This is a genomic window from Agreia sp. Leaf244, from assembly GCF_001422695.1.
Taxonomy (GTDB): Bacteria; Actinomycetota; Actinomycetes; order Actinomycetales; family Microbacteriaceae; genus Agreia.
In genome coordinates this window covers 257,433-272,069 of the sequence record NZ_LMLX01000004.1, presented here as the reverse complement: position 1 = coordinate 272,069, position 14,637 = coordinate 257,433, and the positions used below count along the sequence as shown (strand labels likewise).

At 65.9% G+C, this 14,637-nt stretch carries 17 protein-coding genes; 11 read left to right on the top strand and 6 right to left on the bottom strand.

What is annotated here, in order from left to right; translation table 11 throughout:
* Positions 1 to 10: 10 nt before the first annotated feature.
* The 4 genes from ASF06_RS13330 to ASF06_RS13315 form a co-directional block, all read right to left on the bottom strand.
* The gene (locus ASF06_RS13330; protein ID WP_055947958.1) at positions 11 to 397 is read right to left on the bottom strand and encodes an SgcJ/EcaC family oxidoreductase; all 387 of its coding nucleotides are present in this window, start codon (positions 395 to 397) and stop codon (positions 11 to 13) included.
* The gene (locus tag ASF06_RS13325) at positions 394 to 1,392 is read right to left on the bottom strand and encodes an acetamidase/formamidase family protein (protein WP_055947954.1); all 999 of its coding nucleotides are present in this window, start codon (positions 1,390 to 1,392) and stop codon (positions 394 to 396) included. The genes ASF06_RS13330 and ASF06_RS13325 overlap by 4 nt, the downstream gene beginning before the upstream one ends.
* A gap of 128 nt (positions 1,393 to 1,520) precedes the next feature.
* Positions 1,521 to 2,084, bottom strand: a complete 564-nt coding sequence (locus tag ASF06_RS13320; RefSeq protein ID WP_055947951.1) for a hypothetical protein — start codon at positions 2,082 to 2,084, stop codon at positions 1,521 to 1,523.
* Between the two features lie 106 nt (positions 2,085 to 2,190).
* A complete protein-coding gene (locus tag ASF06_RS13315; protein WP_268750647.1) occupies positions 2,191 to 2,946 on the bottom strand; it encodes an alpha/beta hydrolase in 756 nt (251 codons plus the stop codon).
* A 143-nt stretch (positions 2,947 to 3,089) separates the two neighbouring features.
* Here ASF06_RS13315 and ASF06_RS19210 point away from each other — a divergent pair, with 143 nt between their 5' ends.
* Positions 3,090 to 3,515: a winged helix-turn-helix transcriptional regulator gene (locus tag ASF06_RS19210; RefSeq protein WP_082500944.1), complete on the top strand. Its 426-nt coding sequence runs from the start codon at positions 3,090 to 3,092 to the stop codon at positions 3,513 to 3,515.
* On the opposite strand, the gene ASF06_RS13310 is transcribed toward ASF06_RS19210, so the two are convergent.
* Entirely contained in the window at positions 3,426 to 4,442 is a 1,017-nt protein-coding gene (locus ASF06_RS13310; RefSeq protein WP_162237706.1) for a CPBP family intramembrane glutamic endopeptidase, read from the bottom strand. The genes ASF06_RS19210 and ASF06_RS13310 overlap by 90 nt on opposite strands.
* Positions 4,443 to 4,551: 109 nt before the next feature.
* Between ASF06_RS13310 and ASF06_RS13305 the strand changes: the two genes are divergently transcribed.
* The 4 genes from ASF06_RS13305 to ASF06_RS13290 are packed head-to-tail and all read left to right on the top strand — an operon-like array spanning position 4,552 to position 7,174.
* The gene (locus ASF06_RS13305; protein ID WP_055947941.1) at positions 4,552 to 5,787 is read left to right on the top strand and encodes a sensor histidine kinase; all 1,236 of its coding nucleotides are present in this window, start codon (positions 4,552 to 4,554) and stop codon (positions 5,785 to 5,787) included.
* Positions 5,784 to 6,509, top strand: coding sequence for a response regulator transcription factor (locus tag ASF06_RS13300; protein ID WP_055947938.1), 726 nt, complete (start codon positions 5,784 to 5,786; stop codon positions 6,507 to 6,509). Before ASF06_RS13305 ends, ASF06_RS13300 begins: the two co-directional genes overlap by 4 nt.
* Entirely contained in the window at positions 6,479 to 6,871 is a 393-nt protein-coding gene (locus tag ASF06_RS13295) for a hypothetical protein (RefSeq protein WP_157439207.1), read from the top strand. The genes ASF06_RS13300 and ASF06_RS13295 overlap by 31 nt, the downstream gene beginning before the upstream one ends.
* A 48-nt stretch (positions 6,872 to 6,919) precedes the next feature.
* Entirely contained in the window at positions 6,920 to 7,174 is a 255-nt protein-coding gene (locus ASF06_RS13290) for a hypothetical protein (protein ID WP_055947931.1), read from the top strand.
* Between the two features lie 66 nt (positions 7,175 to 7,240).
* On the opposite strand, the gene ASF06_RS13285 is transcribed toward ASF06_RS13290, so the two are convergent.
* The gene (locus ASF06_RS13285) at positions 7,241 to 7,750 is read right to left on the bottom strand and encodes a CGNR zinc finger domain-containing protein (RefSeq protein WP_055947928.1); all 510 of its coding nucleotides are present in this window, start codon (positions 7,748 to 7,750) and stop codon (positions 7,241 to 7,243) included.
* 76 nt (positions 7,751 to 7,826) lie between these two features.
* Between ASF06_RS13285 and ASF06_RS13280 the strand changes: the two genes are divergently transcribed.
* From ASF06_RS13280 to ASF06_RS13255, 6 genes are all read left to right on the top strand, one after another.
* Positions 7,827 to 8,687: an alpha/beta fold hydrolase gene (locus ASF06_RS13280; RefSeq protein WP_055947925.1), complete on the top strand. Its 861-nt coding sequence runs from the start codon at positions 7,827 to 7,829 to the stop codon at positions 8,685 to 8,687.
* A 227-nt stretch (positions 8,688 to 8,914) separates the two neighbouring features.
* Entirely contained in the window at positions 8,915 to 10,354 is a 1,440-nt protein-coding gene (locus ASF06_RS13275; RefSeq protein ID WP_055947923.1) for a glycoside hydrolase family 32 protein, read from the top strand.
* Between the two features lie 55 nt (positions 10,355 to 10,409).
* Positions 10,410 to 11,762, top strand: coding sequence for an ABC transporter substrate-binding protein (locus ASF06_RS13270; protein ID WP_055947920.1), 1,353 nt, complete (start codon positions 10,410 to 10,412; stop codon positions 11,760 to 11,762).
* Between the two features lie 61 nt (positions 11,763 to 11,823).
* Entirely contained in the window at positions 11,824 to 12,705 is an 882-nt protein-coding gene (locus tag ASF06_RS13265; RefSeq protein ID WP_055947917.1) for a carbohydrate ABC transporter permease, read from the top strand.
* On the top strand, positions 12,702 to 13,598 hold the full coding sequence (locus tag ASF06_RS13260) for a carbohydrate ABC transporter permease (RefSeq protein WP_055947913.1): 897 nt from the start codon (positions 12,702 to 12,704) through the stop codon (positions 13,596 to 13,598). Before ASF06_RS13265 ends, ASF06_RS13260 begins: the two co-directional genes overlap by 4 nt.
* Positions 13,599 to 13,626: 28 nt before the next feature.
* Positions 13,627 to 14,637 (top strand): LacI family DNA-binding transcriptional regulator, encoded by a 1,011-nt coding sequence (locus ASF06_RS13255; RefSeq protein ID WP_055947910.1) that lies wholly within the window; start codon positions 13,627 to 13,629, stop codon positions 14,635 to 14,637.

Here is a 14,637-nt window from a genome sequence, read left to right as displayed (position 1 = left end):
GCGTCCAGTCCTACCTGCCGCCGACGGTCCGGCGGGCGATGAGCCACTTCCCCTCCGTCTTCCGGAGAGTCTGGGTGATGGTGGCGACGGCCAGCACCTCGTCATCATGCCCGCGGACCACCAGGGAAAGCGTAGAGCGGGCAGTCGCGGTTCCGTCATCACTGAACGTGACGGCGATGTCGCTCGTCAGATGGCGTGTTCCCGCTGGTTCGGCCGCCCAGATCATTCCGATCGCCGATCGAACGTCGTCGCGGCCGGAGGCGGTCCCCTGAGTTCCATCCAGCACCATGTCGGGTGTCGTGAGAGCGAGATACCCGTCGACGTCGCGCGCCGTCGCCAACTCATCGGCTCGACGGACCACCTCGGCTATCCGGTGCTCGTCGTCGAGGGCGCTCACTTCGCGGGCCTCAGCCATTCGTTGATCTGCAGCACTTTGTCGGGAGAGAACACTCGCTTCGGCACCCTGCCGTGCACCGCCTTCGCCGGTACTGATGAGTATGCCGAGCCGGTCTGGTTCGCGTACTGGGCGACCCGGAAGCTCACCGCGAGGCTGCACAGGGCGTAGGCCTCGCTCTCGCTTATTCCCGCTGCAGCGTTCAACCACCCGATCAGACCGCGGAGACACTGCACGAGCGCGTCGTCGAGATTGTCACTGAATCCGAACCCTATCCACTCCGTGTCCGTCTCGACCAGCGGCCCGGACAAAGGGACCCCTTTGCGGAGTTCGTACCGGATCACGAGATCTTCGGCGGCCGTCTCGATGGCTGTCTGGTCGACAACACCATCACCTTGGACAGCATGGATGTCTCCGAACCAGACCCGACCCCCGGGCTTGAACACGGGCAGGAACACGGAGCTCCCGGCCGTCAATGCATTGAGTACGAGGTTTCCGCCATAGGGCCCGGAAAGGATGGCACTCGTCGCGTCATCACCGGCTGGCTCTGTGCCGATCACCCCGACGAAGGGGTTCAGATCGAATTCGACGCCGGGCACGAATTCAGCACGCCGGCGGTCGTCATCGAAGCGGAAGTAGTGCAGGTAGGGCTCGGAGAAGTCATGAGGGAGCGCGCCGACGCCGAGGGGGAAACTGTTCCAGCCCCAATCCAGGGTCCGCAGCGTTTCGATGGTGCATTCAATGACATCACCCGGGTCGGCTCCGACAACCTCGACAGGACCGAGCATCGCGTAAGGGCCCTGGGGATATTTGTGGCGCAGCGGTTCCCGTTCGGCGAACGTCATACCGAACACGGCCTCGTTTCCCCAATGGGTCCACGTGTCGGGAAAGGACACCCGGTCTCCCGAGTTGATCGACACGACCGGCGCGGCCGTCGGGTCGAGGTAACCGGAACGGATGGTTTCTGCGGTCGATCTCACGACGTGCGGCTCAGTCATTGCCCCTCCGATTCAGTTTGATGCTGCCATCCTGCTGGATCCGGGGCGCCCGTGGCTTCGTCATTTGTCGCGAGAATCGAGCGTGTCCGCTCGGCGGTCAGGTGTCGGCCAGATGCGTACCGACACCACTAGTGCCGAGGACCGGCCGATTTGTCGTCCTCCTCGCGCGAAGCGGCCATTGCTGCGGTCGCGTCGAACTGCGTCATGATCAGTGCCGCCGTGCTGGCGAAGCCCGCACCGAGGGCGATGAGAAGTGACGGGATGTACGCCGTCGCGGGCGGCACCCATCCTCCGATGATCCACGGAAGCGCCATGATGACAACGACGGCCACCGTGCACGCCCACTGATTGACCACGAGGGCCATGGAGTTGCCGGATCCTCCCCGCTTCAGCATTCGCCAACCCGTATCGATCGTGGTGAGCACCACGAGCAGACCCAGGGCGATGAACGTCGCAGCACCCCAGGCCGGCTCGAAGGCCGCGAGCGCCAGCGACATAAAAAGCGGCAGGGTGTAGATGATGAAAACCCAGCGCACTCCGGAACGCAGGTAGCGGTCGGCCGCATCCGACGACATCATCATGCGGTGCAGATCGGTATCGATGTAGAAGAAGACCCCGACGATGAACGTGCCGATCAGGGTCGAGGCGACGCCCGCAACACCGAGGAGGAATTCATTCAGATTCAGGAGCATCGTCGATCAACCCGCTTGCCATAGATGTTCGGTCGGTCAGCCACCCGCCGGCTGTCCGACGCGCACCCTAAGGACTATCACAGGTGCCGCTCACGTGGCACATGTGTCAGGCCTCCAAGAAGGGGTGCAACACTGCCAACAGTTCCGCGGGGGCGTCAAGTGGCACGATGTGGCCGCTCGAGGCGATGGTTCTGCTGGTCAGGTCGTCTGCAATCGGTCGGAGCTGGCGAGCGGTCGCTTCGCCGACGACCTGCGCGCCGACAGCAAGAGTCGGAACCGTCAAGCGTTGCCGAGCGGTCGCCTCATCGATCTGATCGGCACTGGTCGATGCGGCCCGGTAGTACTCGAAGGCGCAGCGGAGCGCATCCGGCCCACTGTAGGCGCGAACGAACGCGTCTCGGACGGCGGGGTCGATCCCTGTTCCGCTCGCCGAGCCGTTGCGGAGGAAGAAGTCGATGTACGGCGCCTCGTTGCCGGCGAGGACCGTTTCGGCCAGACCGGGAACGGCGTGAAAGCCGAACCACCACGGCGGACCGGAGCGAAAGAAGCCCTCCGCACCGGGTAGCCGACCGATGGTCGACTCGATGAGAACGAGACGATCAACCAGTTCGGGATGCTCGAGCGCGAGCAGGAAAGCTGGCGGGCCACCCGCATCCAGGCCCACCACTGCAGCCCCTCGTTCATCCAGCGCGTCGAGCAGACCGATCATGTCTCGCGCGAGATTTCTGGCATCGTAGCCATCCGCAGCTCGGGCGCTGGCGCCCAGACCGCGCAGGTCGGGCGCGATGACTCGGTGCCGCTCAGCGAGCTGCGGAATGACCGCGCTCCACACCTCCCAGGTGTGCGGGAATCCGTGCATCAGCAGGACAGGCGGGCCATCGCCGCAGACGGCGACGTTGAGCGTGGTGCTGTTCGTTTCGATGGTCGCCAGCGCGACGGGTGACGTGTCTATGATGGGCTCCTCAGTGGTTACCAGTAGTTACCTCCGACGTTAGGCAACGAGACATGACTTGGGAAGAAGGCACTTCACCGGCACCAGGGCACCAGCGAGTTACCCCTTCGCGGGAGAACCGTCGCGGCGACCTGTTCGATCCCGCCTGCCCCACCCGGCAACTGCTCGATCGCATCGGTGGCAAGTGGACCTCGATGGCCGTGAAAGTTCTCGGCGACGAACATCCCGGTGAGGTCCGTTTCGCCGAGCTGCAACGCCGAATGCCTGGCATCTCTAAGAAGATGCTCGCCCAGACCCTTCGGCAGCTCGAGCGCGACTCCTTGGTCGCGCGACGTATCGAGCCGACGTCACCGCCACGTGTGCACTACAGCCTTACCGAGCTCGGGGTCTCACTCACGGGTCCCATGGCGGCGCTCCGCGACTGGGCCGAGGTCAATATGCCCCGAATCGACGAGGCCGGAGCGGCGTGGGATCGCTGATCCCCCGCCATCCAGAATGCGCTTGCCACGGCGCAGCGCCGTGACGACGAGCACCAGCCCGATCACCGCCTGCACCCCGCCGATCGCAAGCCACGACGTGACCGAGTCGACCTGCGGCAGGAACCCCACCGCAAGGTAGTTCCCCACATGGAAGCCCCCATGAACCCCGACCGCGGCCCACAGCGATCCGGTCCAGAGCAGCAGTCCCACCGCCAGCAGCGCGAAGCCGAGCGGCAGCGCGAGGTAGAGCACGTGCTCCCCCGCCGACTGCTGCCCGCCGTTCGACACCAGGTGGATCACCGTGAACGCCAGCGTCGTCACAACCACCGCGAGCGCGGGCCGCTCCCGCAGGCTCCACAGAAGCATGCCCCGGAACAGCAACTCCTCGGGAATGCCCTGCTGCACGAACGCGAGGCCCAGGTAGTAGACGATCAGCAGCACAACCATCAACGGCGTCACCGACTCGTCGCCCACGAACGCCGAGTCGTCGAGCACCGGCCCTGTCGACGGCAGCAGCGCCACGACCGCGAACGCGCTGGCCGCCGAGACCACCACTCCGAGCAGCAGCCACACGACCGACCGCCTGCCCCAGCGCCAGCCGGCGGCGCGAAGCGGGGCGCGCTCGACCCACCGCATCCAGAACCGCACGGCGAGCACGACGATGCAGAGAACGAAAACCTGGAGCACGAAGGCGAAGGCGAAGCCCCACGGCGACGACCCGCCGAAGGTCTCGACGGCGCCGGGGATGACGGTGAGCGCGAGGGGCAGCAGACCCGCGGCGAGGTTGGCGATCATCAGGATGCCGATGGCCACCACGACGCGCACGGCGACTCCGAGTGGGCCCAGTCCGAGACGAGGAGACAAGATTGGCGAAGCGGGCTCGGAATGCGGCCCGGGTGGGGTGGATGCGACGGGTGCGGTGGTCATATTCAGCACGCTACGGAGCCGCCCGGCATCCGGCCCGCCCCCGCGGTCACGACGTATCGTGACCCGGGTCACGTGCGGCGGGCCCGCCCGACTGCCTACGCTGAAGGATATGCCGAGCATTCCGACCCGCCGCGCCCTGCTGCTCGACCTGGCCGCGGTCATCGGGTTGGCCGGTCCGGTGCTGATGGTGCTCTATTCGGTCGACCGCCGACCGCTCTGGACGTCGGTGACGGTCGTGCTGCTGCTCGCCGCCGCGATCGCGATCTGGGCGCTGTGGCGGCGTTCAGCGCAGCGGTCTCGCGTGGCCGCGATCGCCTTCGCGTTCGTTGCCACCGCAACGATGATGCTCGGAGACGGCGCCCTGTACTACGGCATCATCTGGGCGGCCTGCCTTGTGCTCGGAGTCACGTTCGCGTCGGGGGTCGTTGTGTGGGCCTACGCGGGAGCCCTTGTTGTGCTCGTGGCCGTGCTGCACGTCTCCGCCGGCAGCTCCGACGAACGGCTCGTGACCGAGGCGATCGGCGCGATGTTCTTCGCCGGTATCGCGGCCGCGATCTCCGCGATCCTGCGCGACAGCCTGCGGGTGAACGGCGAGTTGGGCGACACGCTGCAGCGACTGGATGCGGCCAACGCCGAGTTGCGCCACCGTCTCGACGCCGACCGCGACCTGGTGCTCGCCGAGGAGCGCGAACGCACCGCGCGCGAGCTGCACGACGGCCTCGGGCACCGCCTCACCGCCATCGGCCTCTCGCTCGACTACGCCGCACGCGTCGACGACCCGCGTGCGGCGCGCGACGAACTGCGGCACGCCCGCGAGCAGGTCGGCGAGTCTCTGGATGCGATGCGTCGGCTTGTGCGCGCGATGCACCCCGTCGAGCTGGGCACGCTGGGCAACGCGGAGGCGTTCCGCGCGGTGGCCGAGGCATTCAGGGGCACGGGCATCGATATTCGCGTGTCGATCGAGGGCGACGACTCCGCGCTGACGCACGAGCGCTCACTGCTGCTGCTGCGTTTCGTGCAGGAGGGGCTGACCAATGTGGTGCGGCACTCGAATGCGAGTTCCGCGCAGCTGCGGATCGCCGTCGACGGCACCGGAACCGTGCGTGCTGTGCTCGAGGACCGCGGTGCGGCGTCGCTTGGCATGGCCGCCACCGTCGCCGTCACCGAGGGGTTCGGCCTCCGCTCCCTGCGCTCTCGAGCCGACGCGCTCGGCGGAACGCTCGACGCGGCCCCGACGCCGAACGGTTTCCGCCTGTCGCTCGCGCTGCCCGCTGCCGCACCGTCTGAGACCGACGCAGACGAGGCCGCCCTGCCGAAAATCGTCGCGGCGCGGGGCACCCGGTGACCGCCGCCCGCGTTCTGATCGTCGACGACCAGGAGCTGCTGCGCCGAGGACTGCGCATGATCCTCGAGACCGACCCCGCCATCGAGGTGGTCGGCGAGGCGGAGAACGGGATGCGCGCGCTCGCGCTGATCCCCGACCTCGCGCCCGACGTGGTGCTGGCCGACGCCCGCATGCCGGTGCTCGACGGGCTCGGACTGGTGCAGCAGTGCGCGGCGTCGCATCCGGGACTGCCCGTTCTCGTGCTCACGACCTTCGACGACGCCCGCCTCGTGCGCGAGCTGCTCGACGCGGGCGCCGCCGGCTTCCTGCTCAAAGACATCTCGACGGATGCGCTGACGGATGCGATCCGTCGGGTTCTCGACGGCGGCCTCGTTCTCGATCCCCGCGTCGCGCGGGCCGCGCTCGTTCCTGCCCAACCGGCCGACAGACATCCGGTTCTTACCGACGCCGAGCGGGCCGTCGCCGACCTCGTCGCCCGGGGCCTGCCGAACGCCGAGATCGCGGCGCGCCTGCACCTGGCGCACGGAACGGTGAAGAACACGGTGTCGGCGCTGCTGCGCAAGCTCGGCGAACCCGACCGCACGGCGCTGGCGCTGCGCCTGGCGCGCGGGGCGGGGGCGTGGCCTCTTGACGGGCAGGTTCGGGCCACGTCAGCATTACCTCAACCCGCTGACTACCGATTGGATATCCGATGGCCAGACGAGTTCGGGCGGGCGCTGTGATCACGCTGCTCATGGGAGTGGCCGTGGGACCCGCCGGGTGCGCGGACACATTCGACCTCGACCCTGCCGATCGAATCGTCTACGAGGGCACTCATGAGGATGCTGTCGTGCTCTGCGCACGGAACACGTTGTCGTTCACTGACGTCACAGATGCGCGCGGGATCAATGCGGTAGCCACTGACATCGTTGTGCGCGCGCCGCGAGACGGTGCGGAGTTCGGTATGTTCTGGGTGAGCGGAACATCGACCCTGTTTGCGGCGAGCAACCGCCCCGTGTCTCGAGACTGGATCTGCGAGTTGAGGACGACGGACGGCAAGTTGGGGGCTCCGACCGTGACCCAGTTCGACGTGTACGAAAAGTAGGATCGAGCCGAACACCTCACCGAGCAGTCGCCAGGAAGTCGAGACCAGATGTCCGAGACGGTCCAAATGCTGATCGCGGGTCTCGTGGGCTTCGTGGCGGGGGTTCTACTGATCGTCTTCCGTAAACCCATCGCCCGGTTCTTCGCCGAGCAACTCATGGGCTTTGGCCTAATGGGCATCTCGACGGCACGCCGTTCCACGCCTAATAGGACGGCGTTGACCGGCGCCGTTGCCGTCTTCATCGGGAGCGTTCTGGTTATGGTCGCCCTGGCTCGACTGACCGGGCTGCAGTCCTGGACGTGACGCCGGTGTCGGGCACGGGCTCGGCCGCATAGCGACCGGCCCGTTGGGCAGGTGCCTGACCTCGATTCAGCCTCGTGTGCGGCTCGCGTACGAGCGGGCTTTCATGCGATTGCCGCATGCCGCCATCGAGCACCACTTCGCGGTTCCCGGCCTGCTGTGATCGAGGAGAAAGAGGTTGCATTCGGAGTTCGCGCACGGCCGCAGCCTGCCGGGGAACTGCTTCGCGACGGAGGACCAGGCGAGCACGACCCGAGCGGCAAGCCGATCGTCGGCCGGAGCCTGAACCTCCCAGTCGACCCCGCGGTTCGTGACTCGAGGTTCGAGCACGGTGGAATCGAGGATTGCAGATAATTCGCGTGTCGCCTCGCGCACTCCGACGGAACCGCGCACGATCACGTGGAGCGCGGATCGGGTCGCGCGAAGGCGGGCCGCTTCAGCATCTGAGCCTGTACCGCCTAGGCGGAGGGCCAGGTCGGAGCCGACGTCGGATGCCAGCTGATCAGTCATGCGTCCGGCCTCGATCGGCGCGCTATTGAGCAGGGCGAGGAGCAACTCCTCGTCATTCACGGCCGGCATTCCGGCTTCTTTTGCGAATTCCACATGTACAGACTACCGTACGACTAACTACTTAAACTAGATTAAAGGGTTAGCTATGGTCACCGTTCATCACCGCACCACCTCCATCGACGGGCTCGATGTCTTCTGGCGAGAGGCGGGTGACAGCAGCTCGCCCGTGATCGTCATGCTGCACGGATACCCCACGAGCTCGCACATGTTCCGGCACCTCATCCCGGCCCTGGCCGACCGGTATCGCGTCATCGCACCCGACCACATCGGATTCGGCCGATCGGCCATGCCATCCGTCGACGCCTTCGACTACACCTTCGACGCGCTCGCCGACATCACGCAGAAGTTCCTCGTCTCACTGGGCGTCGACCGCTACTCCATCTACGTTCAGGACTACGGCGCGCCGATCGGCTGGCGGCTTGCCCTCAACGACCCCGACGCGATCGAGGGCATCATCTCCCAGAACGGCAATGCCTACGAAGAAGGCTTCGTCTCAGACTTCTGGGACCCGATCTGGGCCGACGCGCTCGAGCGCTCGGAGGACACTCGAGACGCGCTCCGGCCCGCCTTGGGCCGCGAAGCCGTCGAATGGCAGTACACCCACGGGGTACCCGACCTCACCTCGGTCGATCCCGACGCGTGGGAGCACGACCTCGCGCTGCTGTCTCGACCAGGGCAGGACGCGATCCAGCTGGCGCTCTTTCGGGACTACGCGAACAATCGCGCCCTCTATCCCGACGTTCATCGCTGGCTGCGCGAGTCACGAGTACCCGTGCTCGCCATCTGGGGCGCCAACGACGAGATCTTCGCCGCCGCCGGCGCCGAGGCGTTCCGGCGGGATGCGACGGACGCCCGGATCGAGCTCGTCGACGGCGGGCACTTCCTTCTCGAATCCCACCTCGATGACGTCGTGACAGCGATCAGGGAATGGCGCGCGGCGTTCTGATCAGGATTGCCTCGATCCTCCGACCACCGGTGCGATGCCAGAGGCAAACGGGAGGAGATCTGCGCATCCAACGCGAATAGAGCGTCGGTTTCGCGTATCTCCTCCCGTTGTGCCGCACGGCCAAGCCACAAATCTGCTTAACTTGCTTAATTTGCTTAACCGCTTGATCAGTCAACGCAGGCGCGTCTATGGTGTGATCAAGCGATTAACCAAAGGACTCAACGACGATGCCCCAGCAGATCTTCTTCCAGCCCCGCACCGCGTGGGTGGGAGACATCATCCCCCTCGAGCATGACGGCGAGTTCCGACTCTTCTATCTCTACGAGGAACGGTCCGACCCGAAGCCGGGCACGCCGTGGCACCTGGTCTCGACCCGCAATCTCGTCGACTACGAAGACAAGGGCCTGGCTTTCGAGCACGGATCGGAAGCGGACGCGGACTTCAACGTGTACACCGGAAGCATCGTGCGCGACGGGGCAACGACCCACCTGTTCTACACCGGTCAGAATCCGCAGCACCTCGGCGCCGACGGTCTACCGCTCCAGCTGGTCATGCACGCCACGAGCACCGACGACATGGCCACGTGGACGAAGCACCCCGAGCACACCTTCGGTGCCCCGCAAGGCTACGAGTCCGGCGATTGGCGCGATCCCTTCGTCTTCTACGACGACGACGCCAAGATCTGGCGCATGCTCATCGCAGCTCGGCACACCGAGGGTCCCGAGCGTCGCCGCGGCGTGATCGCCCAGTGCGTGTCGACCGACCTGACCACCTGGCAGCCTGTCGAACCCTTCTGGGATCCCCGGCGCTACATCGCCCACGAATGCCCCGATGTCTTCAAATGGGGCGACTGGTGGTACATGGTCTACTCCGAGTTCTCGGAGAACTTCACGACGCGCTACCGGATGGCCCGAGACCTCGCCGGTCCGTGGCTCGTTCCCGAGTTCGACAGCATCGATGGCCGCGCCTACTACGCATCGAAGACCGCGGCCCGAGACGGTCGACGCTTCTTCTTCGGCTGGATCGCCAGCAAAGAGGAATCGCGCGACGACGGGGCCTGGCAGTGGGCCGGCACACTGTCGACACTCGAGGCGACGCAGAGAGCCGACGGCACGCTGGACTTCGGTTTCGCAACGGAGACACGAGACAGCTTCGGCGAAGCGCTGCCCGTCACGCTGCCCGGCGCCGTCAACGGCGAACCCTTCGCACTCTTATCGGCCGACGGATACGAGGCATCGATCTCGCACGACGACGTGCCGGCCTCCTACTACGCCGTCGTCGACCTCGACATCGAAGCGGGCACGACCGAGTGCGGTCTTCTCCTGCGCTCCAGCGCCGACGGGGATTCGTCGTACATCGTGCGGCTCGAACCCAAGCGCAACCGCATGGTCTTCGACCGCTGGCCCCGCCGCCGCACGGGCGACGGGCAGTGGGAGATCTCGGGCGACGAGCCGTTCATGGTCGAACTCGAACGTGCCTGCGATCTCGCCGCAGGCATCCACCGCCTCGAGGTGATCGTGCAGAACGACATCTGTGTCGTGAACCTCGACGGTCGCACCACGCTCAGCACCAGGATCTACGACCGCACAGACGGGGGCATCGGAGTCTTCGTCGGCGAGGGATCCGTCACCGTGCGACGGTTCGAGCTGTCTGCCCACTCTTCCTGACCCTTCATCACCACCCAGCACACATCCACCCTTTCGATCAACGGAGATAGAACACATGAGAACGACACGCACACGACTCACGATCGCAGCCACCGTGGCCGCGTTCGGCCTGCTGCTCAGCGGCTGCTCGGCCGGCGGCGGCTCGGGCAACACCGACCCCACCAACGTCGATCCGGATGGCGAGATCACGCCGCGGGAGATCTCGTGGCTGCTGTCGCGGCCCGCAGACGGCGGGGTCATCACCGCGATGGAGCAGATCGCCGACGAATACGCGGCGGACCACCCCGGATTCGCCCTCAACCTGATCACCACGCCCGACCGGCCGTCGTACATCCAGAAGTACGAGACCCTGGCCGCGGCGAACAAGCTGCCCGAGCTCTTCGACACCGACGCCACCCCGTTCGCGCAGAAGCTCGCGAAGCAGGGCAAGATGATGGACGCCGACGCGCTCCTGAAGGACCTGGGAGTGTACGACGACTACCGCCCGGCGGCGCTGAACTACCAGCGATTCGACGACGGCTCGCTCTACATGGTTCCGTTCGAGTTCCAGCTCGAGTTCTTCTGGTACAACAAGGCGCTCTTCGAGCAGGCCGGCGTTGAGATCCCGAAGACCCTCGACGACATCCCGGCGATGTGCACCAAGCTGCGCGATGCTGGCATCACGCCGATCGCGCTGGATGGGCAGGACCAGTGGCCGCTCGAGCGGTACATGGCCTACTACCCCTTCCGCACGGCGGGCCCCGACTACGTGCAGCAGCTCAAGAAGGGCGACGCGAAGCTCAGCGACGCGACCGGCGAGCAGGCCGTGCAGTGGCTCAGCGACCTCGGGTCGGCCGGATGCTTCCAGGACGGCTTCTCGTCGACCGGCTACTCCGACGCGCAGGCCTCGTTCACCTCGGGCAAGGCTGCGATCTACAACATCGGAACCTGGGAGCTGAACAGCCTCGCGACCGACGCGCTCGATCCCTCCGTGCGCGACGACATCGACTACTTCACCCTTCCCGTCACCGCGGATTCGGTGACGGCGGAGAACGAGTACGTGTCGCCATCCGGAATCGGCATGGCCGTGAACACGAAGACCTACGACCCGCTGGTCAGGGACTTCCTCTCCTTCGCCCTGAAGCGCTACCCCGAGGTGTATGCCGCGACCGGCGCACTCTCTCCCACCACGAACGTGCAGACCACGATTCCTGCGAACGCGACTCCGCTCTACCAGCGCGCCGTCGACCAGGCCAACGACGTCGGCGAGCAGACCGCCATGCCGTGGGACACGCAGCTCGACCCGACGTCGAACACTCGGCTGCAGCAAGAGCTGACCCTGCTGCTGCAGGGCGAGGTCGACCCCGACGAGTTCATCACCACGATGGACGGAGTCATCGCCGAGAACGGGCCCAAGGCCTTCAAGTAAGCGACACCCACCTCATCAACGCCCGATGTGGGGCCTTCGGGCCCCACAGGAAGGGGACGCAATGCTTCCCCAACGATCACGCCTCTCCGTGCTGGTCTTCCTGCTTCCGCCGCTCGCCCTGTACGGCATCGCGGTGCTGCTGCCGATCTTCCAGTCGCTGTTCCTGAGCTTCTTCGACTGGGACGGCATCAGCCCCATGCTGTTCGTCGGTCTCGACAACTACGTGCGCATGTTCACGGGCGACACCGTCTTCTGGATCGCCTTCCGGAACACGCTCGGCTACGTGGTCATCTGCCTGGTTCTGCAGCTCGGCGGGGCGCTGATCGTGGCGAGCCTCCTCACCCTCCTGCGGCGCGGCCGCGAGGTCGTGAAGACGCTCTACATCCTGCCCGCGGTGATCTCGACGGTGGCCATCGCCTTCCTGTTCCAGCGCATCTACTCGCTCGATCCCGAGGGTCTGATCAACCAGTTCCTCGAGTTCGTCGGGCTCGGAAACCTGCAGCAGGCCTGGCTGTCCGACGTGAGCACGGTACTGGTCGCCGTCTCGGTGCCCGAGGGGTGGCGCTTCACCGGCCTGTACATGCTCATCATCTACGCCGCCCTCCTCGCCGTGCCGACGGAGCTCGAGGAGGCGGCCAAGCTCGATGGTGCGTCGTGGTGGCAGACGTTCTGGCGCATCCGCTTTCCCTACATCCGGCCCGTGTGGATCACGACGACCATCATCGCCACGACCAACGCACTGCGAGGCTTCGACATCCCCTACCTGCTCACCAACGGCGGGCCGGGGCAGTCGTCAGAGCTTCTGACGACCTACATGTACAAGACGGCCTTCACGAGCACGAACTACGGCTACGCGAGCGCTATCTCGGTGTTTGTGGTGGTCGAATGTCTCGCGGCCGTGGGTCTCATCTTCCTTCTCCTCCGACGTAAGGCCGACGCATGACGCTCACGGCATCCCGCCCCACCGACACCACCCGACCCGGCCGGCGGCCGACCCCGAGACGGCGACCCATGGACATCCGGCGCACGATCACCGGCGTCATCGTGGCGCTGATCGTGATCGTGCAGGTCTACCCGCTCGCGTGGCTGTTCATCACCAGCGTGCGCACCGAGCAGGATTTCGCGGGAGGCAATCCCTTCGCCCTGCCGACAGAGGTCACATTCGACAACTACGCGCGGGCGTTCGCCACCGGCAACCTCGGGCTGAACATCCTCAACTCGTTCATCGTCACGGTCGGGTCGATCGTCGTCATCGTGTTCCTCGGCATGATGGGCGCCTACGCACTCCAGGTTCTGGGGTTTAGATTCAGCAAGCTCGTGCGGGCCCTCTTTCTCATCGGCATCATCGTGCCCGTGCAGGTCGCGCTCGTGCCGCTCTTCGTCGACTACGCGGCGGTCAACCTGCTCGACACCTACCAGTCGATCATCATTCCGCTGGCGGGCTTCGCGCTGCCGACCTCCATCTACCTGTTCTCGTCGTTCTACGAGTACATCCCCGGCGAGATCTACGAGGCCGCGTCGCTGGATGGAGCGGGCCCGTATCGCATCTTCGGGAAGATCACGCTGCCCCTCTCGGTGAACACGATGGTGACGGTGGCGATGGTCAACAGCATCTTCATCTGGAACGACTTCATCTTCGCCAATACCTTCGTGCTGACCGACGACCTGAAGACGATCCCCCTTGGACTGCAGAACTACATCGGCGCCATGGGCAAGGTCGACTGGACGGCGACCTTCGCCGCCGTCTGCGTCAGCATCACTCCCCTCCTGCTCGTGTTCCTGGTGCTGAACAAAGCCATGACCTACAGCCTCGCAAGCGGCGCCACTAAGGGATGATCGTCACGTGTCCGAAACGAATGAACCGATGAGCGCAGACCGATCCGGCCAGCCGGTGACCATGCGCCAGGTGGCCGACGCGGCCGGGGTCTCGATCGCCACGGTGTCCCATGTCGTGAACGACAAGAAGGGCGCCCGGATCGGCCCGGGGGCACGGCAACGCGTTCTCGAGGCGGTGCGAGAGCTGGGGTACCGTCCGAACGCCCTGGCGAAGAACCTGTCGAGCGGCAGCTCGAACTTCATCGGGCTCGTGGCCGATGCGATCGCGACCACCCCCTTCGCCGGTCAGATCATCCATGGCGCCCAAGACGAGGCGTGGAAGCACGGCTACGTTCTGCTCGTCGCCAACACCGAGGGCGACCTCGCCGCCGAAGAGGCCGCCATCTCGATGATGCTCGAGCACAAGGTTCGCGGCATCCTCTACTCCACGTGGTACCACCGGTCGGTCGTCGCCCCCAAGGCCCTGCACGAGACCGAGTACGTGCTGGTGGACTGCTTCGATGAGAAGACGCCCGCGCCGGCCGTCGTTCCTGACGAGCGACAGGGTGGCAGAACCGCCACCCGGCTTTTGCTCGACGCGGGCCACACCCGCATCGCCTTCGTGAACACGACGACCCCGTCACCGGCGCAATCCGGCCGCCTGCAGGGGTACCGGCAGGCGCTTCACGATGCGGGAGTCGAGTTCGATCCCGACCTGGTCATCCGCGCCCAGCCGCAGCAGGAAGGCGGATACGCTGCCGCGGAGCGCATCCGGGAGCTCGGCGTGAGCGCGGTCTTCTGCCACAACGACCGCGTCGCGATGGGACTGTACGACGGCCTGAGAGAGCTCGGCCTGTCGATCCCGCAGGACATCGCGGTCGTGGGCTTCGACAACCAGGAGGTCATCGCTGCTCATCTGCGGCCACCGCTGTCGACCGTCGCTCTTCCGCACTACGAGATCGGCGCGGCAGGCGTTCGAGTCCTCCTCGGCCTGCAGGCCGCACCGGATGGCGAGCCGCTGCTCATCTCCTGCCCGGCCGTGCCCCGCTCGTCGATTTAG